The organism is Pseudomonas sp. 8AS (genome assembly GCF_902506505.1).
In the GTDB taxonomy this organism is placed as follows: Bacteria; Pseudomonadota; Gammaproteobacteria; order Pseudomonadales; family Pseudomonadaceae; genus Aquipseudomonas.
Genome location: NZ_LR733406.1, coordinates 185,455 through 209,110, shown reverse-complemented (window position 1 = coordinate 209,110; position 23,656 = coordinate 185,455). Strand labels below are relative to the sequence as shown.

Below are 23,656 nucleotides of genomic sequence, written 5' to 3'. Positions count from 1 at the left end.
CCCGTGCACTGGCACCCTGCAACATTGGAATTACATGCCGGCTGCATTCAGCAGCGGATTGCCACTCTGCCCAGGAGTACCGCTGGATTTGTAAGTTTTGAGCAAAGCGCCTTTGCTATTCCATTCGAATACGGTGTTTTCGAATTTGTTGGTACCTACAAAAGGAACTCCAGCAATTTTGGTATAGGTGTAAGTCCACACTTCCTTGCCCAACACTTCATTGCGCTGGCTCGGATGGCCAATGGCCACCACAACTTGGTCCTGAGTCGTTTTACCTGGGGTGAAAGTGCTTAGTTTTTCTTCTGGCACATAGGTGCCAGTTGTATAGTCCAGTGGGGTGGACGCGTTCTTCATACCGGCACAGCCGCTGAGAATGGCAGCCGAGAGAATGGCGGCGGTAGTGATGATCTTATTTTTCAAAACATATTTCCTTTTATGCAGTTTTGCTTATGAGGCCGCGATCAATTCAACTCGCAACCTGAGTGTGGGGGTGTCGCGGATTTGATTATGAGTGCTGCTTTTTACTCGACCACTGCCGTCAGCTCGGGATTGCCGAAACCAAGCAGTTGGGCATTCGAGTTCTCGAAGTAGGCACTCCAAAAGCTTTCCAGATCCTGAATCATCTTGCCGCTGCGGTAGCCGGTCTTCGTGTCAGTCGGGATAAACGCAGCACCGTGGACATAGACGCGCGCGCCGGCGAAGTCCGGAATCAGGTTCTGCTTCCGCACCTTGGCCAACTCCACGTTCGGGTCGATATCGCGAATCCGGTTCGACGCATAGAAACTGCCAAAGTCGCTGTATTCCAGCATGTCGGACATCAGCAGGATGACCTGCTCGTTGACGTCTCCGGCCCCTTTGATGTCTTCACTGATTGCCTTCAGGCTGAACAGGATCTCGCTGCGCGGGATCTCGGAGTTCGACTTACCCATCGCGTTGGCGAAGGCTTTGCCGAAGCGCTGGAATAGCACGCTGGGTTGCCCTTTCAGGCAGCCATCCAGCTTGCGCGCTGCCATCATCGGCACGTCGCCAATCACAGCTGGGTCTAGTGGGCTTTCCAGCTCGCCAGCGAATTGCAAGCGTGTGTAGTGGCCTTCCAGGTAGGCGCTGAAACTGTACAGGCGCAATTTGTCGCCGGGGTTCATGAAACGCTTTATGTGGCCCCAGGCGGTTTTCTGCAGCTCAGTGGTCAGCGGTGTGGTTTGGTCGACGACCACTGTCAGCATCCGCCCCGATGGTGCGCTGCGGAACTCAGCGGTCTTCGACGCGGCGTAGCAGCTTGGAACATCGTTGCGCTCCGCTGCCACCAAGGCAGCGGGCGCAAGAGCCAGAGCGATGAGCAGGCTCTGCAGTTTCATCAGGCCCCCTGTTTATCGAGCAGTTGCAGGCGGCGGGCACGCTGAATTTGCGCCAGCTCGACGCCTTGCTTACTGGCAACGTAGTCGAGGTCATCCTCGTGGTAGTCGGTCAGATCGCCCCAGGCATTGTGGTCGAACTTAGTGGTGGCCTGAGCCGGCGCTGGAGCTGCGACCAGTACGGGGATGGGTTCGGCACCAAGTGCCGGAGCCGGCGTTACTGGCTCTACCTGCGCGGCGGCGGTAACCGCGGGTGCGGTGGGTGCGGGGGCAAACATGCGTTGCATCCCCTCGAATTTCTGCTTTAGCGGCCCCAGAGTCGGATCGCTCGCATCGATCTGGGCGAATGTGGCGGCGGCCTCGGCGATGATCTTCGCCCCGCCTGCTGTATTGCCATCGGTGATGGCTGCCTGGGCCTTGTCGATAACCTTGTTGACGTAGCTCTCCATCAGCTTGGACGTCGCATCGCCGACCTTCTTCGTGCGCTCGTGGCGCAGGTAGTTCTCGAAGGTGCGCGCCAATCGATCCTGCTCGAGCGTTTCTTTACCTGTGCCGGATACGCGGAAGATCTTGTGCTGGGCGGCTTGCAGGGTACCCAGGGAATTTTGCGCATCCACCGCAATCGAGCGCGCCTTGGCGTCGTGGTGGCGTTTGAACTCGTCGGCGTTGGCGAATTTGTGGGTTTTCTCCCAAGCTTCGCGCGATTTGGTTCCGGCGAAACCGAAGATGAACGCTAGATAGGTCGAGCTTGCCTGAATGAAGATGAACAGGCCGCTAAGGACCGCGAAGGTCACCAGGGAGGCGCGGTGCAGGGCGTCGATCTGGTCTTGCGCGCTCTTGCCGGCGGCGGCCTGACCGATGGCAGCCATTTCCTCGGTGATCGGAAAGTCCTCTTCGGCAACCGGGAAGTCGTCGGCCGCCTGGCTGACCGCCGGCGGGTTGGCGATCAGGTCGGCTTCCTGCGCGTTCAGGGTCTCGGTACGCACCCAGAACGCGGCCACGGCTAGACCCAGGATGAAGATGCCATAGGCTACGATTACGCCAAAACGCTTGGCCGGCATGGCGCCATTCTTCGGCACTTTCACGCGGTTGAGCATCTGCTGATACTCGGGACGATGGTTGTCATCGTAGGTGTTGTCGATATGGATGATGTCTTTCTTCACCATGTCGCCATCGCTGCCGCTGGCACGAATCTCTTCGAACGACATGACGTGGCCGACCACGGCGTTTTTGTAGAACGAGCGACCGGCGAACTCGGACAGAATCAGGCCGATGATCGAGATCACCAGGCCGATGGCGAATGCGCCAGCCAGCGCGGTGTTTGGCGTAGCCAGCGTCAGGGCAAACGGCGCCAGGGCATAACCGAAGGCGGTGGCTTCGATCACCATCAGAATGATGATCAGTGCCCAGATGCCCAGGCCTTTCTCTTTGCGGCCGTCTTCGTTGATCTTGGCCAGATAGTCCTGGCACTTCTTGAAGAAATCGGTATCCACCTCGTGGTTCTTGTGGTGCGCGTCGTAGAAGGAGCACAGCTCGCTTTCGGAAGCGAGGAAGCCGGACAGCCGATCCTTGTCGCCCGGGTGTTTGACCCAGTAGCGGATGCGCCCCGCCAGCGGAAAGTGCAGGCGGACTTTCATCAGCCAATAACGCACCTCGCTCCAGTACACGATGACCGGAATGGCCAGGAACAGCAGGGTGATGATGGGAACGATGATGTACCAGTAGGCAATCAAGAACATCCGAATGGTGTCGAGCATGGCGGGTTCCTATGATTATCGGCGAACAGGCTGGAATTGAGCGACGTAAGCATCGCCCTTTTTCGGGTAGTAAATTTCACCGGCCACGGCCTGACCGGAGCGCTTGTCGAACACAATGTCCATGCAAGACACCGGTGATTTGCCTGGATCGTTGGCAAATACGCGGTATAGGACTTTGTCCTCACCCTCGTAGGTGTTGGCCGAGCCGCTGAACTGGGCCGTCTGCTTCTTTGCGCCGGTCTGGTAGTTGGTGATGAACTGCATGAAAGGAGCCTGGGCCACCTTTGCTTCTTCTTTGAGGATCGAGACCGGGCCGACCATGGCAACATGGCCATTGACCGGTTTCGCCCAGATGCGACCGTTCAACCCTGGCATGTAGTCGATCGTGGCGGCCTCGCTAAGTGCCTGGCCGGTTTCGAGGTTCTTCACCTGCCCCTCGACGCGCGGCATGTCGTCAACACATGAACTGAGCGGGGCCGAAGCGTAGGCCGGGGTAATGAAGCTGAAGCTCGATGTTTTCGGCGCGATGCCCTGTGCCAGCACAGAGGCGGTGCTAACGACCGGGTTGCCGCCGAAATCGATGCCGCCCTTACCATCGAGCGGGACAGTGGCAACCTGGCTCGATGGCGTATCAAACACCTTGGGCTCGTCCACCCCGGAATCGTTTGGTAGTTTGGCACTTGGCTGCTGGGTTGCCGGCTTGCTCGCCTTGGTGCTCTTTGCGCTGCCTTTCGGTTTGCTTGCGGTACCGTGGCTCAGGTACTTAGGGTTGCTGCGCTCGACGCGCACGCGCTCAACGAGCAGCTGCTGGCTGTCTACTTCGCTCATTTCGACGCGGCGGTTCTTGGCGCGGCCATCTTCAGTGCTGTTGTCAGCCACTGGGCGAGAGGCGCCGGCCCCTTGGTAGTAGATGCTGCTGGCCGGGATGCCTACATCAGCAAGGATCTGGCCGACGGCACGAGCACGTTGCTCGGACAGATTCTGGTTGAATGCGGCACTACCTGTAGCGTCAGTGTGACCGACTACCAGAATTTTCTTGCTAATGGCTTTTGCGTCTTTCTGGCCTTCAGCAAGTGCCATTGCGATCTTGCGCAATTGGCGCTGGCCATCGGGGGTGATCGAAGCTGAGCTGACGTTAAACATCGAGCTGTCTTGGATCTGCGCCTCAATACCTACAGTTTCTACTTTCCCGGCAGCTTGTCCGGTGCCGGCCGGTGCTGTGGCTGTCAGCTCGGTGACCTGCATCGCCAGGCCTTCTTCCTTGGCGATGGCCTGCAGACGCTTCACACGCTGCTGATACAGGTAGGTCAGGCCGCAGCCCGCCGCGGCACCTATCGCCGCGCCCTTGCTGAGATCTTTGCCGGCGGCAACCGCCAGGCCGCCGACGAGAATGGCCCCGGCCACCGCGCCCATGGCGCAGGCAGCGCCGCCGCTGGAGTTACCCAAGGTATTGTCGACGGTGGCGCAGCTGCTGGTACCCAGGCTAATGGCAAGGGCCAGGGCGCTGGTGCGGAATAGGCGAGAACTGCTGGGGGTCAAAAGACTTGCTCCTGATGCTGACGGCAGAGCTTCAGGGCAACCGCGAAGAGCGGGGTATCGATGAGGTTCATCCCTGAAGCCAGCACAGCCATACGTGGCTTATTGCGGTGTCGGGGGATTTCATCACAGCCATAGTGGCACTTCAATGGCGCCAATAAAAAAACGTCAAATTTGCGAGAAATCAGCCGCTTAACCAGGCGAGCTGCCGGGTCGTTCGGAAATGTCGGGAGCAGCCAGCATGACCATGCCCGTGTGGCGGGACTAGTGCTTGGGCCTTTGGCGGTGAGCAGTGGTCCGCAGCGCTCGCGGTTGAAGCCGCTTGTACGACAAGGCGGCACGTAGTTGGCCGGGCCATGGGCAAAAAAACGGGGCCTCGCGGCCCCGTTCTTGTTTACGAAATTGCGGCTTACTGCCCCGGAATATCCTTGCGCAGCCTGACCGGCTCTTCCTTGCGTCCGCGGGCGGTGCGCATGCGGATGTTGATCGCCTCGACCGCCAGGGAGAAGGCCATGGCGAAGTAGACGTAGCCCTTCGGCACATGGATCTCGAAGGCTTCGGCGATCAGCACGGTGCCGACCACGATGAGGAACGACAGCGCCAGCATCTTCAGCGACGGGTGCTTGTCGATGAAGTCGCTGATGGTGCCGGCGGCGACCATCATCACCAGCACGGCGACGACGATGGCGGCGACCATCACCGGCACGTTGGAGACCATGCCCACGGCGGTGATCACCGAGTCCAGGCTGAACACGATGTCGATGATGGCGATCTGGATGATGGTGCCGACGAAGCCGCCCATCATGCTCTTCGGCTCGCCGGCGGTTTCGTCCTCGCCTTCCAGGCCCTGGTAGATCTCGCTGCTGCTCTTCCACAGGAGGAACAGGCCGCCGAAGAACAGGATCAGGTCACGCCCGGAGATGCCCTGGCCCATGACGCTGAACAGGTCGGCGGTCAGGCGCATGACCCAGGTGATCGACAGCAGCAGCAGGATGCGCGTGACCATGGCCAGGGCCAGGCCGAAGAAGCGGGTCTTGGCCTGCATGTGCGGCGGCATGCGCCCGACCAGGATGGCGATCATGATGATGTTGTCGATGCCCAGGACGATCTCCAGGACCGTCAGGGTGAAGAAGGCAACCCAGATTTCCGGGTTGGTCAGCCATTCCATATCTATTCCTTGCTATTCAACGAGTCGGGCGGCGCCGTGCGCCGGCTTTGCGCGGCGATTCTAGCCGGCTTTGCGGGAATTTTCCGGAGCTTGCGGCCTTCACCCGCCGAACAGCGGGAACACGCCCAGCAGCAGGGCGGCCAGGAGGATGGCCAGGCAGATCAGCACCGCCCACTTGAGGGTGAAGCGCTGGTGGTCGCCGAACTCGACCTTGGCCAGGCCGACCAGCAGGTAGGTGGACGGCACCAGCGGGCTGAGCAGGTGCACCGGCTGGCCGACGATCGAGGCGCGGGCCATTTCCACCGGGCTGATGCCGTAGTGGCTGGCGGCCTCGGCCAGTACCGGCAGCACGCCGTAGTAGAAGGCATCGTTGGACATGAAGAAGGTGAAGGGCATGCTCACCAGGGCGGTGATCACCGCCAGGTACGGCCCCATCGATGGCGGGATGACGTCCAGCAGGCTCTTCGACATGGCTTCGACCATGCCGGTGCCGGACAGGATGCCGGTGAAGATGCCGGCGGCGAAGATCAGCCCGACCACCGCCAGGACGTTGCCGGCGTGGGCGGCGACGCGTTCCTTCTGCTGCTGCAGGCAGGGGTAGTTGATGATCATGGCCAGGCTGAAGGCGATCATGAACAGCACCGGCAGCGGCAGCAGGCCGGCGATCAGGGTGGCCATCAGGGTCGCGGTCAGCGCGCCGTTGATCCACAGCAGCCTGGGCCGGCGCGCCTCGGGGTACTGCGACACGCTGATCTCGGCGTGCTTTTCCTGGTCGTCCGGCAGGTGCAGCACGCCGAGGCGCGCGCGCTCGCGCTTGCCGTACAGCCAGGCGACGCCGAACAGGGCCAGGCAGCCGACCAGCATGGCCGGGATCATCGGCACGAAGATGTGCGACGGGTCGACCTGCAGGGCGCTGGCGGCGCGGGCGGTGGGCCCGCCCCAGGGGGTCATGTTCATGATCCCGCCGGCGAGGATGATCAGCCCGGCCATGATCAGCGGGCTCATGCCCAGGCGGCTGTACAGCGGCAGCATGGCGGCGACGCAGATCATGTAGGTGGTGGCGCCGTCGCCATCGAGGGAGACGATCAGGGCCAGGGCGGCGGTGCCCATGGACACCTTCAGCGGGTCGCCCTTGACCAGCTGGAGGATCTTGCGCACGGCCGGGTCGAACAGGCCGGAGTCGATCATCAGGGCGAAGTAGAGGATGGCGAACATCAGCATCACCCCGGTGGGGGCGAGCTTGCCGATGCCTTCCAGCATCATCGGGCCGATGCCGCTGGCGAAGCCGCCGAGCAGGGCGAAGGCGATGGGGATGATGATCAGGGCGATCAGGGCGGACAGGCGCTTGCTCATGATCAGGTACATGAAGGTCATGACCATGGCGAAGCCGAGAATAGTCAGCATGGGAGTATCTCCGGTCGGGGCTGGGCGAGGGGCGCTGGGATCAGCGCACGGGGTGCGGCGAGCGGAGGGCAGGCGTGGAGCGGCCGGAGTGGCGGCAGGAGCGAGGCATGGCAATCACCCATCTTGTTGTTGTCGGGGTTGGCCGGCTGCCGCGCGCAGGCGCGCAGCCGGACGAACCGGTCTGTGCCGGTAGTGGGGCGATGCTAAGGGGCGAAGCTTTCAGCGGGCTTTCGCCGACCGACCGTTCAGCGCGGCAGCAGGGCCAGCACGCCGAACAGGCTGAGGCCGGACAACAGGGTCTGCAGGGTGATCAGGCCCGCCATCAGTTGGCCGTCGCCACCCAGCTGGCGGGTCAGCACATAGGCGGTGGGCGCCGTGGGCAGGGCGAAGAACAGCACCAGCACCGCGCTTTCCAGCGCCGGCAGCTGCAACAGGTGCGCTACCGCCAGGGCCAGCAACGGCATGCCCAGCAGGCGCAGGCCACAGTTGCAGAGCAGGGATGCTCGTTCTCCGGCCAGTTCCTGCGGGCGCAGCGCAGCGCCGACGCAGAGCAGGCCCAGCGGCAGACTGGCGGCGGCCAGCAGGCCGAGCAGGCGATCACTACCGCCGGGCAGGCCGATGCCGGCCAGGTTGACCAGTATCCCGGCCAGGCAGGCGAGGATCAGCGGGTTTTTCAGCACCGGCAGGAGCAGGCTGCGCAGGCTGACGCCGCGTTCGGCGGTGAGCGACCAGACCGACAGCACGTTCACCGCCGGCACCATCAGCGCCAGCAGCAGCGCCGCCAGCACCAGGCCGGTCTGGCCGTGCAGGCTGCCGACCACGGCCAGGCCGAGGTAGGTATTGAAGCGCAGGATGCCCTGGCTGAAGGCACCGAAGCGTGCCGCCGGCCAGCCGCGCAGGCGGCGGATCAGCAGCAGGGCCAGCCAGGCGCTACCGAGGCCGAGTAGCACGGCCAGGGCCAGGCGCGGCAGCGCCGGGTTGTCCAGCGGCGCAGTGGCCAGGCTGCTGAACAGCAGGGCCGGGAACAGGATGAAGTAGTTGAGGCGCTCGGCGGCCGGCCAGAAGGCTTCGCCGGGGAAGTCCCAGCGGCGCAGGGCGAGGCCGCCGAGGATCAGGGCAAACAGGGGCCAGAGGCTGTAAAGGAGGGTGGTCACGGCGGCTTCCTTCGTTCGAGCCGTCATCTTGGGCAAAAGCCGGCGCTCAGGCTAGGGTGTGTGAACGACTCCGGGAGAGCGAACATGGCCGACACTCACACCGGCGGCTGCCACTGCGGCCGGCTGCGCTACACCTTCGCTGCGCCACTGCGGGATATCGCCCACTGCCACTGTTCGATCTGCCGGCGCACCAGTGGCGGCATCGTCACCACCTGGCTGACGGTGCCGGCACAGAGCTTTCGCTGGAGCAGCGGTGAGCCGGTGGCCTACGCCTCTTCGCCCAGTTGCACGCGCTATTTCTGTGGCCACTGTGGCTGTCACCTGACGTTGTTTACCACGCTCAGCCCGGACAGCCTGGATATCACCGTGGCCAGCCTGGATCACCCGGAGCGGGCGCCGGCGCAGCGGCATATCTGGGTGAAGAACCGGCTGCCCTGGTTGCAACTGGACCCGCAGTTGCCGCAGGAAGACGAGGAATCCATCCCCTGACGATCAGGGCAACACCAGCCCGCCGCCGGCCTTGTGCAGGTCGCGCAGGTGCGTGCCGAGCTGCTTGAGGTTGGCCTCGCCGGCTTCCAGTTCGGCCAGGCGCCGGGGTTCGAGCAGGCGCCGCACTTCGCGGTCGAGGTCGTCGCTGAGCTGGCGCAGGGTCTGCTGGCGCGTCGTGCTTTCCTGCTCCAGGCGCTGCCATTCGCCTTCTTGCGGCAGGCCGTAGCCGGCGTCGAGCAATTCCGCCGGGCGACTGAGGAAGCCGCTGTTGGCGAGGATCTGGCGCAGCGTGTTGTCGGCTTCGCCGAAACCGGGCTGGTGCTGCTCGCGGGCCTTGAGGTAGCGCTGCTTGAGGTCGTCCTGGGCCAGCAGCAGCTGGCGGCGCAGGGCGGCCTGTTCGAGCAGCAGCAGGGCCGCGCTGGTGCGCAGGTCGGCGCGGGCGAACCAGCGGCGGCGCTGCTCGGCCGGCAGCTGCAGCCAGTCCTCGACCTGCTCCTGCGGCACCGGCAGCTGTTCGCGCAGCACGGCGAACATGGCCTGGTAGCGCTCGCGGAAGGAGTCGAAACGGTAGCCCAGGCGCAGCGCCTCGCGCGGGTCGGCCAGCACGCTGCGGTCGGCCAGGCCGCGGCCGGCGAGGATGTCCAGCAGGCCGTTGGGCATGATGCTGTCGAGGGCCTGCAGCTCGTCGCGGCCGCTGCCGCTGCGCAGCAGCTTGAGGGTTTCCACCGCGCAGTTGTTGGACAGGAACCAGTAGTCGCCGTCGTAGCTCCAGTGCAGCTCGGCGGCGCGTTCGACCAGTTGCTCCAGCTCGCTGCGCGAAAGCTTGAGCGGTACCGAGGCCAGGCCGCGCAGCTCGACCTTGGTGTATTCCTCGATCACCTGGGCCAGCGGCAGGACGAACAGGCGCGAAGGATAGGCGCCGGTCAGGCCGTCCCAGCTGGACAGCTGCACGTCGCCGACGAAGGCGCGGTAGGACAGTACCAGGTGTTCCTGCAGGTCCAGCCGGCAGTCCGGGCCGCGCGGCCGCCCCGGTGCGCAGATCACCAGGCGCAGCATGCTGTGGCCCCAGCGACTGGCCCACTGCTGGTTGGGCTCGGCGAGCAGATAGTCCACTTCATAGACCCGCTCCGGGTCGAGCTGGCCGAGGGGCTGGCGGGCGAAGTCGCGGCCGGCGTTGAGGTAGGCATAGCCGGCGGCGCAGGGCTGCTGCTGGTTCGGCGCCCAGGCGAAATGCGCGGCGAAGTAGCGTTGCAGGGCCGGCCGGCGGCAGGCGTAGCTCGGGTCGAGGAGGAAGTACTCGAGATTCACCGCGACGAACTCGCGCGGGTTGCTCAGCTCGTACAGATCGGGACTGCGGCTGTTCTGCCCGTTGTCCTGCTCGCGCTCGCCGCGCTTGCCGACCGCCTGCTGCCAGCCGGCCAGGTCGAGCAGGCGCGGGTCGTCGCTGAGGGTGAAGCGTCGCGCATCCTGGCCGCGGCATTCATCTGCCAGGCCGACCGCGCCGCTGCTGGCGACACGGGCCTGGCAGCGTTGCAGCAGGTTCTTTTCGGCAGCCGGCCACAGGCGCGCGCGGTCATACAGATGGGTCAGCTCATGGACGATGGTGGCGAGCACTTCGCGGCGCAGGTCGCCGTGCGGCCGGCCGCTCGGCACGCCGGCCTGTTGCGGGTCGAGCAGGCGCGGCAGCAGGCTGGCATTGAGGGTCAGCGAGTCGAGGCGGGTGATGCGCCCGTAGGCGTTGGCCGGCAGATCGTCCTCCCAGCGCACCCGCACCCGACGATCGAGGCGCTGGATAAAGCTGGGCGGCAGGGCGCTCCGGGCCTCGTCGATCAGCTGCTGGCTGAGCTGGCGTTCGGCGCGGTTGAGCCCGTCGGTGTCCAGCTGCAGGCGCAGTTCGGCCTGCGCCGCCGTGGCGGTTGCCAGCAGCAGGGCCGGCAGCCAGCGCACGGCGGTTGCCCTCACAGGGCGAGGATGGCTTCGGCGAGTTCCTGGTCGGAGGCGCCGCGGGCTTCCGGCAGGCGTTCGCGCAGGGTGGCGAGCGCGGCTTCCAGCTCTACGCCGCGGATCTCGCCTGCGCTGGCGACGAAGCTGGCGGCGTCGTCCCGGGCCGCGCGCACGATCTTCATGTCGCGGATCGAGGTGGTGGTGTCGGAGGTGAAGTCGAAGCTGCGCTCCAGCGCGCGGATGACGATGTTGCTGGTGGCCACCAGGGTCTGGGCTTGGGTGCTGGCGGCGCCCAGGCAGAGGGTGGTGGCGAGGATGGCGGGCAGCAGGTTACGCATGGCAACTCCGGGTAAGCGTGGAATTGGCCTATTGGACGAAATTAGCCGGTAGCAGTTCAAGCCTGATGACCCGCTGCCGCGAAGATGATCACGCGCAGCTCGCGTTTAGCTGCCCTCACTGGCGAGGATGGTCGGGACCGGTTGCGGCTCATCGGCAGGTAGCTACGTTGTCCGCTGCCGGGCAGCTTGCGGGCGCGTTCAGCGCCAGAACGGCTTGCCCAGCTCGGCGTTGCGCTCGGCCGCGGAGATGCCGGCGTCGGCCAGCAGGCGTTCATCCAGCTGGACCAGCTGGCGGCGGGTGCGGGCCCGCTGTTGCCAGAGTAGCAGGGCGGTGAACAGGCGCAGCAGCCAGGCGGCCGGCGTGGGGCGGTTGGTAAATTCGGCGGGCTGGGTACGGGGCAGTGAGCGTTCCATGGCGATGCGTCCTTCCCACGGGTGTGGGGGTTATGGCAGTCCATGGTGGGGGTTGGCGGGTGGCCGTTGTAGTCACAGCCGGATGCAATTGTGCTGCAGCAGTTTGCCTTCCTGAGCAACTGTACCGCTCGCGCCAGGCGCCGGCTGTGCTGCCGGGGGAAACAAAAAACCCGGCTCGAGGCCGGGTTTTTCGTTGCTGGAACAAGGCGTCTTAGTCGACGGCCTTGACCATGTCTTCGATGACTTTCTTGGCGTCGCCGAAGACCATCATGGTCTTGTCCAGGTAGAACAGTTCGTTGTCCAGGCCGGCGTAGCCGCTGGCCATCGAGCGCTTGTTGACGATCACGGTCTTGGCTTTGTAGGCCTCGAGGATCGGCATGCCGGCGATCGGCGACTTCGGATCGTTCTTCGCGGCCGGGTTGACCACGTCGTTGGCGCCCAGCACCAGCACCACGTCGGCCTGGCCGAACTCGGAGTTGATGTCTTCCATCTCGAACACCTGCTCGTAAGGCACCTCGGCCTCGGCCAGCAGAACGTTCATGTGGCCAGGCATACGACCGGCAACCGGGTGGATCGCGTACTTCACGGTGACGCCGCGGTGAGTCAGCTTCTCGGCCAGCTCCATCAGCGCGTGCTGGGCACGGGCTACCGCCAGGCCGTAGCCCGGAACGATGATCACGGTGTCGGCGTTGGTCAGCAGGAAGGCGGCGTCGTCGCTTGATCCGGACTTCACCGGGCGAGCTTCCTGGGCACCGGCCGGGCCGGCGGCTTCAGCCGCGCCACCGAAACCGCCGAGGATCACGTTGAAGAACGAGCGGTTCATCGCCTTGCACATGATGTACGAGAGGATGGCACCGGACGAACCCACCAGCGAACCGGCCACGATCAGCATCGAGTTGTTCAGCGAGAAACCGATACCGGCAGCCGCCCAGCCCGAGTAGGAGTTGAGCATCGACACCACGACCGGCATGTCGGCACCGCCGATCGGGATGATGATCAGCACGCCGATGATGAAGGCCAGGGCCAGCATCACCGCGAACGCCTGCAGGTTGCCGGTGAACATGTACACCAGGCCCAGGCCGAGGATGGTCAGGCCGATCACCAGGTTGACCAGGTGCTGGCCCTTGAACTGCACCGGGGCGCCCTGGAACAGGCGGAACTTGTACTTGCCCGACAGCTTGCCGAAGGCGATCACCGAACCGGAGAAGGTGATGGCACCGATGGCCGCGCCGAGGAACAGTTCCAGGCGATTACCGGCCGGAATCGCATCGCCCAGGTGCGCGACGATACCCAGCGACTGCGGCTCCACCACGGCGGCGATGGCGATGAACACGGCGGCCAGACCGATCATGCTGTGCATGAAGGCGACCAGTTCCGGCATCTTGGTCATCTCGACGCGCTTGGCCATGATCGAGCCGGCGGTGCCGCCGACCAGCAGGCCGACCAGCACGAAGCCCAGGCCCTTGGCAGCGCCGCCTTCGGTCATTTCCGAGCCCAGCTTGAACACCAGGAACACGGTGGTGACCACGGCGATGGCCATGCCGATCATGCCGAACAGGTTGCCCTGACGCGACGAAGTCGGGTGCGACAGGCCCTTGAGCGCCTGGATGAAGCAGATCGAGGCGACCAGGTAGAGAAGGGTGATCAGGTTCATGCTCATCAGTGCTTCTCCACCGGCGCTTTCGGCGCCTTCTTCTTGAACATTTCCAGCATGCGGCGGGTGACCAGGAAGCCACCGAACACGTTGACCGCGGCCAGGGCCACGGCCAGGGTGCCCATGGACTTGCCCAGCACGGTTTCGGTCAGGGCGGCGGCCAGCATGGCGCCGACGATGACGATCGCGGAAATGGCGTTGGTTACCGCCATCAGCGGGGTGTGCAGGGCCGGGGTGACGTTCCACACCACGTGGTAGCCCACGTAGATGGCCAGCACGAAGATGATCAGGTTGTAGATGCTTGGGGAAATCAGTTCCATGTCTCTACTCCTTAGCCGTTGGTGCGCACGACGTTGCCATCGCGGCACATCAGGCACGCGCTAACGATGTCGTCTTCCAGGTTGAGGTGGAACTTGCCTTCGCCGTCGATGACCAGCTTGAGGAAGTCCAGCAGGTTGCGTGCATACAGGGCCGAAGCATCCGCCGGCACCAGGGCCGCCAGGTTGCTGTAGCCGACGATGGTCACGCCATGCTTGACGACGACCTGATCGGCGACCGTCAGCGGGCAGTTGCCACCCTGGGCAGCGGCCAGGTCGATGACCACCGAGCCCGGCTTCATCTCTTCCACGGTCGCTTCGTGCAGCAGGGTCGGCGCCTTGCGGCCCGGAATCAGCGCGGTGGTGATGACGATGTCGGCCTGCTTGGCGCGCTCGTGCACGGCCCCGGCCTGACGCTGCATCCACGACGCCGGCATCGGCCGGGCATAGCCGCCAACGCCCTGGGCGCATTCGCGCTCTTCGTCGGTCTCGAACGGCACATCGACGAACTTGGCGCCGAGCGATTCGATCTGTTCCTTCACCGCCGGACGCACGTCGGAGGCCTCGATCACCGCACCCAGACGCTTGGCGGTGGCGATGGCCTGCAGACCGGCGACGCCGGCACCGAGGATCAGCACGCGAGCGGCCTTCACGGTACCGGCAGCGGTCATCAGCATCGGCATGAAGCGCGGGTAGTGGTTGGCACCGAGCATCACGGCCTTGTAGCCGGCGATGTTGGCCTGCGAGCTGAGCACGTCCAGGCTCTGCGCACGGGAGGTACGCGGCGCGGCCTCCAGGGCGAAGGCGGTGATGCCACGGGCGGCCATGCGCGCGATGGTTTCGTTGCAGAACGGGTTGAGCATGCCAACCAGCACGGCACCGGACTTCATCAGCGCCAGCTCGGCATCGCTCGGGGCCAGGACCTTGAGGATCAGGTCGGCACCGAACACGGTGGCGGCATCGCCGATATTGGCACCGACCACTTCATAGACGTGGTCGGGCAGGCTGGCATTCACGCCAGCACCGCTCTGTACAGTCACCTGATGGCCTTGGCCGATCAGCTTCTTGATGGTTTCGGGAGTAGCGGCTACCCGCGTCTCGCCGGCATGGGTCTCGAGAGGAACACCGATGTGCACTTCAATTCTCCTGCGTGATCTTTTTGATGGACCGGCGCACTGCGGATGGCACGCGGGTGAGGGCGGATCAGCACAAACCCGCTCGAATGGGGCGGGGCGCGGCATTTTGCAGGTGAACGGCGAGGCCTTCAAGAATTTATGGAGTTTTGAAAATCTATAACTACAAGTTATGGGGGGTGTCGTTCACTTTTATACCAGCTGCAGGCCGCGCTATTCCTGGCCTGGCCCCCTGCCTGCGGCACTTGTGGGGCATCCTGGGCATTCGAAACGTGAATAACCGCTCGTCGCCTTGGCTGTTGCGTGTAATGTTTTGCACGGACTGTGCGAAATCCCGTTCGGGCCAGCAGCCACGGGCCTTTCGGCGCTTTCGGCAAATATGACCTGTAGTGCCGTGACAGTCTTGCTACACGGCTATATCCCTAGTGCTACAAGGCTTCCAGCGTGTTTATCGGCTGGTAGTCGCGGGCCGCCTGCAACAACCAGTCGCTGAAGGCGCGCAGGGCCGCCGATTCCACCTTGCGTTCGGGGATGATCAGGTAGTAGCCGCGGTCGCTGCTGTGCAGGGCCTGCGGATGGGCGGGCAGCAGGCGGCCTTCGGCCAGCTCGCGCTGGATCAGGAACGGCGGGATCAGCGCCACGCCCATGCCATGCATGGCCGCCTGGGCGAGCATGGAGAACAGCTCGTAGCGCGGCCCGCTCATGTCGCGCGGCACGTTCAGGCCCTGGGCGTTGAACCACTGGCGCCAGGCATAGGGGCGGGTGGTCTGCTGCAGCAGCGGTAGGCCGGCCAGTTCCTCGGCGCTGAACTGGGCGCGGCCGGCCAGCAGCTCCGCGCTGCACACCGGCAGCGGGTGCTCGGGCATCAGGTAGTGCGCCTCGGTGCCGGACCAGTCGGCGTCGCCGAAATAGATGGCGGCGTCGAAGCTGGTGTCGGCGAACAGGAACGGCCGGGTGCGGTTGGTCAGGTGTACTGTGACTTCCGGGTGCAGGTGCTGGAAGTCCTTCAGGCGCGGCACCAGCCACTGGGTGGCGAAGGTCGGCACCACCGCCAGCTCGATGCTCATGGCGCCCTGCTGGCCCATGACGGCCAGGGTGTCGCGCTCCACCGCATCCAGCTGCGCGGCGACCTTGCGGCTGTAGGCCAGGCCGGCCTCGGTCAGCTTCACGCCGCGGCGCGAGCGGCGGAACAGCTCGATGCCGAGGAACTCCTCGAGCCCGGCGATCTGCCGGCACACGGCGCCCTGGGTCAGCGCCAGCTCGTCGGCGGCCTTGGTGAAACTCTGGTGGCGGGCGGCCGACTCGAAGGCCACCAGGGCGGCGGTGCTGGGGATCTTGCGGCGCATTTATGTCATACCCTCACTATAGAGCGGTAGAAGTTCCACCTTGAGCCTATCTCGAAGTGAATATATTGCACAACAGCGTGCAAAATCCTCGGTTGCCGAGAGCCATTTGCCGGCCTAGTCTGTTTCCATCGCCCGGCCCCGCGCCGGTTGCACTCCAGCCAATGTTTCGAGGATTTCCCCATGGCCAGCAAGGCAACCTTCAACTGGATCGACCCGCTGCTGCTCGATCAGCAACTGACTGAAGAAGAGCGCATGGTGCGTGACAGCGCCCAGCAGTTCGCCGCCGACAAGCTGAAGCCGCGGGTGCAACTGGCCTTCCGCAACGAACAGACCGATCCGAAGATCTTCCGCGAGATGGGCGAGACCGGCCTGCTCGGCGCCACCATCCCGGAAATCTACGGTGGCAGCGGCCTCAACTACGTGTGCTACGGCCTGATCGCCCGCGAAGTGGAGCGCATCGACTCCGGCTACCGCTCGATGATGAGCGTGCAGTCCTCCCTGGTGATGGTGCCGATCAACGAGTTCGGCAACGAGGCGACCAAGCAGAAGTACCTGCCCAAGCTGGCCAGCGGCGAATACATCGGCTGCTTCGGCCTGACCGAGCCGGACCACGGTTCCGACCCGGGCTCGATGATCACCCGCGCCAGGAAGGTCGACGGCGGCTACCGCCTGACCGGCGCCAAGATGTGGATCACCAACAGCCCGATCGCCGACGTGTTCGTGGTCTGGGCCAAGGATGACGCCGGCGAGATCCGCGGCTTCGTCCTGGAGAAGGGCTGGGAAGGTCTGTCCGCCCCGGCGATCCACGGCAAGGTCGGCCTGCGCGCCTCGATCACCGGCGAAATCGTCATGGACAACGTGTTCTGCCCGGAAGAAAACGCCTTCCCCGATGTACGCGGCCTGAAAGGTCCGTTCACCTGCCTCAACTCGGCCCGCTACGGCATCAGCTGGGGTGCCCTGGGCGCCGCCGAAGACTGCTGGCACACCGCCCGCCAGTACACCCTGGACCGCAAGCAGTTCGGCCGCCCGCTGGCGCAGACCCAGCTGATCCAGAAGAAGCTGGCCGACATGCAGACCGAAATCACCCTGGCCCTGCAAGGCTGCCTGCGCCTGGGCCGCATGAAGGACGAAGGCACCGCCGCGGTGGAAATCACCTCGATCATGAAGCGCAACAGCTGCGGCAAGTCCCTGGAAATCGCCCGCATGGCCCGCGACATGCTCGGCGGCAACGGCATCAGCGACGAGTACGGGGTGGCTCGCCACCTGGTCAACCTGGAAGTGGTCAACACCTACGAAGGTACCCACGACGTCCATGCGCTGATCCTCGGCCGCGCGCAGACCGGCCTGCAAGCCTTCTACTGATCGCGGCACAACAACCAGGCGGGCGGGTGGCCAGGCTACCCGCCCGCTGTCGTATCAACCCCCGGGGTTGCCCGGACACTCTGCATGCAGACTTCGATTGGGGGGATGATGTCCGAGGTACTCGTTCGCGGGGCAATGGGCAGGGTGGCCAAGCCGGCACCTTGCCATATCTTCCCGAGCGCCGACGGGGCGTTCTTTCTCGCGGTGAGCAATGACCACCAGTTTGCCGAGCTGTGCGCGCTGGCCGGTCATCAGCAGTGGACGCAGGACCCGCGTTTCGCCAGCCAGCGCGCCCGTTATCGGCACAAGGACGAATTGTCCGCCCTGCTGCGCCGCCACACGGTGGAGCATCGCACCGACGAGTGGGTCGCCGCCCTGAGCTGGGTCGGCGTGCCCTGTGTCGCACTCGCTCCGCGCGAGGCGGACGGTTGCGGCTGAGCGCCGGGCGAGCGACTGAACACCCCATAGGGCAGCATTCGGGCTGCGAGCAGATTTCGAGGTTTTCCATGTATCCAGAGTTTTCCACCGCCGGCGAGGCCCTGGCCTGGCTGGAGGCCAACGATATCCAGCGGGTCGAGCTGGTCTTCGCCGACCTGACCAGCGTGGCGCGCGGCAAGATCCTCAGCCGCGCCAGCTTTGCCGAGACCCTGGGGGCGAAGATGCCCTCGCTGTTTCTCGGCCTGACCGTGACCGGTGGCGAGCCGCCGGAAGTGTTCAAGCGCATCTTCCCGCCGATGTTCCCGGACATGGCCATGCGCCCGGACTGGCGCACCCTGGTGCGTGACCCGCTGGCCGGCGTGCCGACCGCGACGCTGATCTGCGATATCGAGGCGAGCTTCACCGCGGCCGATGGCCACTGCCAGTACGAGGTCGCCGAGCTGTCCACCCGCCAGTTGCTCAAGCGCACCCTGGCCCGTCTCAAGGCTGCCGGCTACCGCGCCAAGGTGGCGCCGGAGCTGGAGTTCTTCCTGGTTCATCCGCAGCGCGCCGCCGATGGCGGCCTGCAGGTGGCCCACGGCATGTCGGCGCGGGTGCCGCATATCGAAAGCTCCCACGACCTGGCTTCGGCGGAAACCGCCGGCACTTTCGCGCCCTTCTTCGATGAACTGTGGGCGGCCTGCGAGGCCCAGAACATTCCGATCACCGGCTACGGCCACGAGTCGGCGCTGGGCCAGTACGAAGTCAACTTCGCCCCCGGCGAGCCGCTGGCCCAGGCCGATGCGGTGTTCCGATTCAAGCGCCTGGCCCGCGAGATCGCCCGCCGCCACGGCTGCCTGGCGACCTTCATGGCCAAGCCCTACCTGACCGAGCCGGGCACCGGTTTGCACTGGCACGTCAGCCTGGCCGACGCCGAAGGCAACAACCCCTTTACCGCCGCCGACGGCGCGCCGCATCCGCGCCTCAGGCACTTCATCGGTGGCTGGCAGGCGTCGGCGCGGGCGTCGATGGCGATTCTCGCGCCCTACGCCCACTCCTACGTGCGCCTGCACCGCCCGGATGCCTCGCCGGCCAGCGTCGAGTGGGGCTATGACAACCGCACCGCGGCCTTCCGCGTGCCGCATTCCGACCCAGCCAACCGCCGCGTCGAACACCGCCTGCCGGGTGGCGATGCCAACCCCTACCTGAGCCTGGCGCTGATGCTCGGCGCCGGCCTGGCCGGCATGCAGCAGCAGATCGAGCCCGGCCCGGAGGTCAGCGACCGCCCTGCGGTGTCCGAGCGCGGCGCGTTGCCGGCGGACCTCAGCGAGGCGCTGCTGGAGTTGCAGCGCTGCCCGATCATGGGCGAGGTGTTCGGGGCGCCCTTTATCGAGCTGTACAGCATGATCAAACAGCATGAATTGAACGAGCAGGCCGCCGACGCGGACTTCGCCATCAAACACCTGCTGGCCAGAAGCTAACCCTCAGGCAGCGCCCCAGCGGGCGCTGCCCCGCCATTCATTGGAGGCGCCATGACGACCAAGAACCCGCAAACCCTGAAATGGCAGGCCATGAGCCGTGACCATCACCTGGCCCCGTTCAGCGACTATCAGCAGCTGATCGACGTCGGCCCGCGCATCATCACCAAGGGTGAAGGCGTGTACGTGTGGGACAGCGAAGGCAACAAGATCCTCGACGGCATGGCCGGCCTGTGGTGCGCCGCGGTCGGCTACGGTCGCCATGAGCTGGCCGATGCCGCCGCGGCGCAGATGAAGGAACTGCCGTTCTACAACACCTTCTTCATGACCGCCCACCCGCCGGTGCTGGAGCTGGCCAAGGTGATCGCCGAGATCGCCCCGGAAGGCATGAACCATGTGTTCTTCACCGGCTCCGGCTCCGAAGGCAACGACACCATGCTGCGCATGGTTCGCCACTACTGGGCGTGCAAGGGTCAGCCGGACAAGAAAGTGATCATCGGCCGCATCAACGGCTACCACGGCTCCACCGTGGCCGGCGCCGCGCTGGGCGGCATGGCCGGCATGCATGCCCAGGGCGGTACCATCCCGGGCATCGTGCACATCCCGCAGCCGTACTGGTTCGGCGAGGGCGGCGACATGAGCCCGGACGAATTCGGCATCTGGGCCGCCGAGCAGCTGGAGAAGAAGATTCTCGAAGTGGGTGAAGAAAACGTCGCCGCCTTTATCGCCGAGCCGATCCAGGGCGCCGGCGGGGTGATCGTGCCGCCGGAGACCTACTGGCCGAAGATCCGCGAGATCCTCGCCAAGTACGACATCCTGTTCGTCGCCGACGAAGTGATCTGCGGTTTCGGCCGTACCGGCGAGTGGTTCGGCAGCGACTACTACGGCAACAAACCGGACCTGATGACCATCGCCAAGGGCCTGACCAGCGGCTACATCCCCATGGGTGGCCTGATCGTCAGTGACAAGGTGTTCGACGTGATCAAGAGCGCGGGTGACTTCAACCACGGCTTCACCTACTCCGGGCACCCGGTGGCCGCCGCCGTGGCCCTGGAAAACATCCGCATCCTGCGCGACGAGAAGATCCTCGAAACCGTGCGCGAAGAAACCGCGCCGTACCTGCAGAAGCGCCTGCGCGAGCTGCTCGACCACCCGCTGGTCGGTGAAGTGCGTGGTGTCGGCATGCTCGGCGCCATCGAGCTGGTCAAGGACAAGGCCACCCGCGCCCGTTACGAAGGCAAGGGCGTGGGCATGATCTGCCGCGGCCACTGCTTCAACAACGGCCTGATCATGCGCGCCGTGGGCGACACCATGATCATTTCGCCGCCGCTGGTGATCAGCAAGGCCGAGATCGACGAGCTGGTGGAAAAGGCACGTCTGTGCCTGGACCTGACCCTGCAGGATCTGCAGGGCTAAAAGCCGCTCCGCGATCGTTTCCAGCCGCCAGCCACGAGGGTGCGGAATCCCCCGCATCCTTGTCTGGCGGAACCTTGAAGGTGTACACACTCCCCCCTTTAACCGCCCCCGCAACACAGGAATCCCCGATGGCATTGCGCATCTGCATCCTCGAAACCGACCACATTCGTCCCGAGCTGGTCGAGCAGTACCACGGCTATGGCCGCATGTTTAAGCAGCTGTTCGCGCAGCAGCCGGTTGCCGCCGAGTTCGAGGTGTTCAATGTGATCCAGGGGCAGTACCCGGATGACACGCAGCGCTACGACGCCTACCTGATCACCGGCAGCAAGTACGACTCCTTCGGCAGCGAACCGTGGATCCAGACTCTGCGCGAGTACGTGCTGGCGCGCTATGCCGCCGGCGACAAGCTGCTCGGCATCTGCTTCGGCCATCAGCTGCTGGCCTTGCTGCTCGGCGGCAAGACCGAGCGGGCGAGCCAGGGCTGGGGCGTCGGCGTGCAGCACTATGCGGTGCACGCGCAGGAGCCCTGGATGCAGCCGCGCACCGAGCAGCTGTCGATGCTGATCATCCACCAGGACCAGGTCACCCAGGCCCCGGCCAATGCCACCATCCTGGCCAGCAACAGCTTCTGCCCGATCGCCGCCTACTGCATCGGCGACCAGGTGCTGTGTTGGCAGGGGCATCCGGAACTGGTGGCGGACTATTCCCGCTCGATCCTCGAAATCCGCCGTGAGCACTGGGGCGAGCAGGTCTACCGGCAGGCCCTCGACAGCCTGGAACAGGCGCACCAGGGGGCGATCGTGGCCGAGTGGATGATGCGCTTCGTGGCCCAGGGGCAGGCGCAGGCCGCTCAGGCGTGACCCACTGGGCCATGCCGGGGTAATGCCGTTCCTATGAAAAACGCCGCATTTCCTAGGGGAATTGCGGCGTTTTTATTGGTGATGTCCCAACAGCGTGTTGTATGCAGCTCGATGGCTTGCAGGGTGGAAAGCCAATCCGCGTAGCGGCAAGAAAGAGCCGTCAGGCAGCTCGGAGCCTGAGTCCCCGTCAGGAAGCCGAAACGTAGCGCAGCGGAGTAACAGCCGTAGGCTGGCCCGCAGGGCGAGCGCAGCGAGTAGTGGAGGTGTTGCGCAGGGGGACGAGCCGCAGGGATGCGGCGAGAGGCTTAAAGGGCCAGGGATGGCCCTTGTAAGCCGGCCCCCGGAGCGGCACCGGAACGAGGGAAGTTTCGCGTAGCGAAACCTGGATGTCGGGGCGCACTTCTCTTTGGTTACTTTCTCTTGTGCGAGCAACGAGAAACAGAGCGAAGCGCAGTAACAGCCACAGGCTGGCCTGAAAGGTGAGCGAAGCGAATCAAGTGACTCGCCCGGGTGGGCGAAACCCAAACCATTAGCCCGCTCGGCAATCAGCTCAGCAGGGTGCCCTCGGGCCATCAGGTGCACACGGCGCACCCTACGACGCAGAACTCGCTCCCACGGATGGCATGCGCCTATGCAGCACGCAGCGGGTACATGACCAACACAAAAACCCGCTTCGGCGGGCTTTTGTGTTGATCCCAGCAGGCCTCCCGCCGCGCCGCTGGCCGGCACGGCGGGTGGCTGGTGCTCAGCTACGCAGCCAGTGGCTAGTGTCGTCGAGGGCGTAGGCGAAGCGCTGGATCAGTTGGTCGATCTCCGCCTCGCTGCTGATCAGCGGCGGGCAGAAGGCGATGGCGTCGCCCATGGCGCGGGTGATCATGCCGTGCTCCTGGGCACGGCCGGCGAGGTAGCGGCCGAGCGTGCCGGGGCTGCCATGCGGCGCCTTGGTCTGCCGGTTGCCGACCAGCTCCACCGCGGCGATCAGCCCACAACCGCGCACCTCGCCCACCAGCGGGTGGTCGGCGAACTCGCGCAGGCCGGCATGCAGGCGCTGGCCCATGGCGGCCGCGTGCTGCACCAGCTGCTCTTCCTCGATGATCTTGAGGTTTTCCAGGGCCACGGCGGTGGCCACCGGATGGGCGCTGCCGGTAAAGCCGTGGCCGAGGGTGCCCAGGCTGTTGCTCTGCTCGGCGATGCCCTGGTACAGCTCGTCGTTGATCAGGATCGCGGCAATCGGCTGGTAGGACGAGGACAGCTGCTTGGACAGCACCATCACGTCCGGCTGGATGGCGAAGGTCTGACTGCCGAACATGTTGCCGGTGCGGCCGAAACCGCAGATCACTTCGTCGGCGATCACCAGGATGTCGTGGCGGCGGCACACGGCCTGGATCTTCTGCCAGTAGGTGCGCGGCGGCACGATCACGCCGCCGGCCCCCATCAGCGGCTCGCCGATGAAGGCGGCGATGGTCTCGGCCCCTTCACTGAGGATGCGCTGCTCCAGCTCGGCGGCCAGGCGATCGGCGAACTGCTCTTCGCTTTCGCCGGGCAGGGCGTGGCGGTAGTGGTGCGGGCAGCCGACGTGGAGGAAGCCCGGCAGCGGCACGTCGAAGCCGCGCTGGTTGGCCGCCAGGCCGGTGAGGCTGGCGCTGGCCACGGTGATGCCGTGGTAGGCATTCTGGCGGCTGATGAACTTCTTCTTCAGCGGCTTGCCGCGCGCGTTGTTGTAGTACCAGACCAGCTTGACCACGCTGTCGTTGGCTTCCGAGCCGGAGTTGGTGAAGAACACCTTGCTCATCGGCACCGGGGCCATTTCGATCAGCTTCTCGGCCAGCTCGATGCTCGGCCGGTGCGCCTTGTGGCCGAACACATGGTAGAAGGGCAGGGTGCGCAGCTGCTGCTCGGCGGCGGCGATCAGGCGCTGGTTGCTGAAGCCCAGCGCGGCGCTCCACAGGCCGGACATGGCCTCCAGGTACTGCTTGCCCTGTTCGTCGTAGACATACACGCCTTCACCGCGCTCGATCAGCAGCGGGCCGACCTGCTCGTGCAGGCGCGCGTTGGTGTAGGGGTGCAGATGGTACTGGCGGTCTTTGTCGGCCAGCGTGCGGGTAGGGGTCATGGTC

21 protein-coding genes are annotated in these 23,656 nt (G+C 64.9%); 6 read left to right on the top strand and 15 right to left on the bottom strand.

What is annotated here, in order from left to right; all coding sequences use genetic code 11:
• Positions 1 to 30: 30 nt before the first annotated feature.
• From bamE to GV001_RS00890, 7 genes are all read right to left on the bottom strand, one after another.
• Positions 31 to 420 carry an outer membrane protein assembly factor BamE gene (gene bamE / locus GV001_RS00920; RefSeq protein WP_160077223.1) on the bottom strand — a complete coding sequence of 130 codons (390 nt, stop codon included), beginning with the start codon at positions 418 to 420 and terminating at the stop codon, positions 31 to 33.
• Positions 421 to 521: 101 nt separating this feature from the next.
• Positions 522 to 1,355 carry a hypothetical protein gene (locus GV001_RS00915; RefSeq protein WP_256664839.1) on the bottom strand — a complete coding sequence of 278 codons (834 nt, stop codon included), beginning with the start codon at positions 1,353 to 1,355 and terminating at the stop codon, positions 522 to 524.
• The gene (locus tag GV001_RS00910) at positions 1,355 to 3,109 is read right to left on the bottom strand and encodes a hypothetical protein (RefSeq protein ID WP_160077221.1); all 1,755 of its coding nucleotides are present in this window, start codon (positions 3,107 to 3,109) and stop codon (positions 1,355 to 1,357) included. The genes GV001_RS00915 and GV001_RS00910 overlap by 1 nt, the downstream gene beginning before the upstream one ends.
• A 15-nt stretch (positions 3,110 to 3,124) precedes the next feature.
• Positions 3,125 to 4,648, bottom strand: coding sequence for an OmpA family protein (locus tag GV001_RS00905; RefSeq protein ID WP_160077219.1), 1,524 nt, complete (start codon positions 4,646 to 4,648; stop codon positions 3,125 to 3,127).
• 406 nt (positions 4,649 to 5,054) lie between these two features.
• Complete coding sequence (locus GV001_RS00900; protein ID WP_160077217.1) at positions 5,055 to 5,813, bottom strand: TerC family protein; 759 nt, start codon at positions 5,811 to 5,813, stop codon at positions 5,055 to 5,057.
• A gap of 99 nt (positions 5,814 to 5,912) precedes the next feature.
• Entirely contained in the window at positions 5,913 to 7,217 is a 1,305-nt protein-coding gene (locus tag GV001_RS00895; RefSeq protein ID WP_160077215.1) for a CitMHS family transporter, read from the bottom strand.
• Positions 7,218 to 7,462: 245 nt separating this feature from the next.
• Entirely contained in the window at positions 7,463 to 8,398 is a 936-nt protein-coding gene (locus GV001_RS00890) for an AEC family transporter (protein WP_160077213.1), read from the bottom strand.
• A gap of 57 nt (positions 8,399 to 8,455) precedes the next feature.
• Here GV001_RS00890 and GV001_RS00885 point away from each other — a divergent pair, with 57 nt between their 5' ends.
• The gene (locus GV001_RS00885) at positions 8,456 to 8,860 is read left to right on the top strand and encodes a GFA family protein (RefSeq protein ID WP_160077211.1); all 405 of its coding nucleotides are present in this window, start codon (positions 8,456 to 8,458) and stop codon (positions 8,858 to 8,860) included.
• A gap of 3 nt (positions 8,861 to 8,863) precedes the next feature.
• On the opposite strand, the gene GV001_RS00880 is transcribed toward GV001_RS00885, so the two are convergent.
• The 7 genes from GV001_RS00880 to GV001_RS00850 all read right to left on the bottom strand — a co-directional run bounded on the left by GV001_RS00880 (position 8,864) and on the right by GV001_RS00850 (position 16,006).
• Positions 8,864 to 10,822, bottom strand: coding sequence for a DUF4105 domain-containing protein (locus GV001_RS00880; protein WP_372238501.1), 1,959 nt, complete (start codon positions 10,820 to 10,822; stop codon positions 8,864 to 8,866).
• The gene (locus GV001_RS00875) at positions 10,819 to 11,142 is read right to left on the bottom strand and encodes a DUF2388 domain-containing protein (protein WP_160077209.1); all 324 of its coding nucleotides are present in this window, start codon (positions 11,140 to 11,142) and stop codon (positions 10,819 to 10,821) included. Before GV001_RS00875 ends, GV001_RS00880 begins: the two co-directional genes overlap by 4 nt.
• Positions 11,143 to 11,340: 198 nt before the next feature.
• A complete protein-coding gene (locus tag GV001_RS00870) occupies positions 11,341 to 11,556 on the bottom strand; it encodes a DUF1127 domain-containing protein (RefSeq protein WP_160077207.1) in 216 nt (71 codons plus the stop codon).
• Positions 11,557 to 11,767: 211 nt separating this feature from the next.
• Complete coding sequence (locus GV001_RS00865) at positions 11,768 to 13,216, bottom strand: NAD(P)(+) transhydrogenase (Re/Si-specific) subunit beta (protein ID WP_160077205.1); 1,449 nt, start codon at positions 13,214 to 13,216, stop codon at positions 11,768 to 11,770.
• Positions 13,216 to 13,530, bottom strand: coding sequence for an NAD(P) transhydrogenase subunit alpha (locus tag GV001_RS00860; protein WP_160077203.1), 315 nt, complete (start codon positions 13,528 to 13,530; stop codon positions 13,216 to 13,218). The genes GV001_RS00865 and GV001_RS00860 overlap by 1 nt, the downstream gene beginning before the upstream one ends.
• 11 nt (positions 13,531 to 13,541) lie before the next feature.
• Positions 13,542 to 14,663, bottom strand: coding sequence for a Re/Si-specific NAD(P)(+) transhydrogenase subunit alpha (locus GV001_RS00855; RefSeq protein WP_160077201.1), 1,122 nt, complete (start codon positions 14,661 to 14,663; stop codon positions 13,542 to 13,544).
• A gap of 425 nt (positions 14,664 to 15,088) precedes the next feature.
• Complete coding sequence (locus tag GV001_RS00850) at positions 15,089 to 16,006, bottom strand: LysR family transcriptional regulator (protein WP_160077199.1); 918 nt, start codon at positions 16,004 to 16,006, stop codon at positions 15,089 to 15,091.
• Between the two features lie 180 nt (positions 16,007 to 16,186).
• Here GV001_RS00850 and GV001_RS00845 point away from each other — a divergent pair, with 180 nt between their 5' ends.
• From GV001_RS00845 to GV001_RS00825, 5 genes are all read left to right on the top strand, one after another.
• Positions 16,187 to 17,368 (top strand): acyl-CoA dehydrogenase, encoded by a 1,182-nt coding sequence (locus tag GV001_RS00845; RefSeq protein WP_160077197.1) that lies wholly within the window; start codon positions 16,187 to 16,189, stop codon positions 17,366 to 17,368.
• Between the two features lie 84 nt (positions 17,369 to 17,452).
• Positions 17,453 to 17,806, top strand: coding sequence for a CoA transferase (locus tag GV001_RS00840; protein ID WP_160077195.1), 354 nt, complete (start codon positions 17,453 to 17,455; stop codon positions 17,804 to 17,806).
• Between the two features lie 68 nt (positions 17,807 to 17,874).
• Positions 17,875 to 19,266: a glutamine synthetase family protein gene (locus GV001_RS00835; protein ID WP_160077193.1), complete on the top strand. Its 1,392-nt coding sequence runs from the start codon at positions 17,875 to 17,877 to the stop codon at positions 19,264 to 19,266.
• Between the two features lie 51 nt (positions 19,267 to 19,317).
• A complete protein-coding gene (locus tag GV001_RS00830) occupies positions 19,318 to 20,679 on the top strand; it encodes an aspartate aminotransferase family protein (RefSeq protein ID WP_160077191.1) in 1,362 nt (453 codons plus the stop codon).
• A gap of 128 nt (positions 20,680 to 20,807) precedes the next feature.
• Positions 20,808 to 21,539 carry an amidotransferase gene (locus tag GV001_RS00825; protein ID WP_160077189.1) on the top strand — a complete coding sequence of 244 codons (732 nt, stop codon included), beginning with the start codon at positions 20,808 to 20,810 and terminating at the stop codon, positions 21,537 to 21,539.
• Between the two features lie 745 nt (positions 21,540 to 22,284).
• Here GV001_RS00825 and GV001_RS00820 read toward each other — a convergent pair.
• Positions 22,285 to 23,652 (bottom strand): aspartate aminotransferase family protein, encoded by a 1,368-nt coding sequence (locus GV001_RS00820; protein WP_160077187.1) that lies wholly within the window; start codon positions 23,650 to 23,652, stop codon positions 22,285 to 22,287.
• Between the last annotated feature and the right edge of the window lie 4 nt (positions 23,653 to 23,656).

Coding starts and splice junctions, on each gene's coding strand:
- GV001_RS00915 (WP_256664839.1), bottom strand. CDS start 1,355: ATGAAACTGCAGAGCCTGCTCATCGCTCTGGCTCTTGCGCCCGCTGCC.
- GV001_RS00910 (WP_160077221.1), bottom strand. CDS start 3,109: ATGCTCGACACCATTCGGATGTTCTTGATTGCCTACTGGTACATCATC.
- GV001_RS00900 (WP_160077217.1), bottom strand. CDS start 5,813: ATGGAATGGCTGACCAACCCGGAAATCTGGGTTGCCTTCTTCACCCTG.
- GV001_RS00895 (WP_160077215.1), bottom strand. CDS start 7,217: ATGCTGACTATTCTCGGCTTCGCCATGGTCATGACCTTCATGTACCTG.
- GV001_RS00890 (WP_160077213.1), bottom strand. CDS start 8,398: ATGACGGCTCGAACGAAGGAAGCCGCCGTGACCACCCTCCTTTACAGC.
- GV001_RS00885 (WP_160077211.1), top strand. CDS start 8,456: ATGGCCGACACTCACACCGGCGGCTGCCACTGCGGCCGGCTGCGCTAC.
- GV001_RS00875 (WP_160077209.1), bottom strand. CDS start 11,142: ATGCGTAACCTGCTGCCCGCCATCCTCGCCACCACCCTCTGCCTGGGC.
- GV001_RS00870 (WP_160077207.1), bottom strand. CDS start 11,556: ATGGAACGCTCACTGCCCCGTACCCAGCCCGCCGAATTTACCAACCGC.
- GV001_RS00865 (WP_160077205.1), bottom strand. CDS start 13,216: ATGAGCATGAACCTGATCACCCTTCTCTACCTGGTCGCCTCGATCTGC.
- GV001_RS00860 (WP_160077203.1), bottom strand. CDS start 13,530: ATGGAACTGATTTCCCCAAGCATCTACAACCTGATCATCTTCGTGCTG.
- GV001_RS00850 (WP_160077199.1), bottom strand. CDS start 16,006: ATGCGCCGCAAGATCCCCAGCACCGCCGCCCTGGTGGCCTTCGAGTCG.
- GV001_RS00845 (WP_160077197.1), top strand. CDS start 16,187: ATGGCCAGCAAGGCAACCTTCAACTGGATCGACCCGCTGCTGCTCGAT.
- GV001_RS00840 (WP_160077195.1), top strand. CDS start 17,453: ATGCAGACTTCGATTGGGGGGATGATGTCCGAGGTACTCGTTCGCGGG.
- GV001_RS00835 (WP_160077193.1), top strand. CDS start 17,875: ATGTATCCAGAGTTTTCCACCGCCGGCGAGGCCCTGGCCTGGCTGGAG.
- GV001_RS00830 (WP_160077191.1), top strand. CDS start 19,318: ATGACGACCAAGAACCCGCAAACCCTGAAATGGCAGGCCATGAGCCGT.
- GV001_RS00825 (WP_160077189.1), top strand. CDS start 20,808: ATGGCATTGCGCATCTGCATCCTCGAAACCGACCACATTCGTCCCGAG.
- GV001_RS00820 (WP_160077187.1), bottom strand. CDS start 23,652: ATGACCCCTACCCGCACGCTGGCCGACAAAGACCGCCAGTACCATCTG.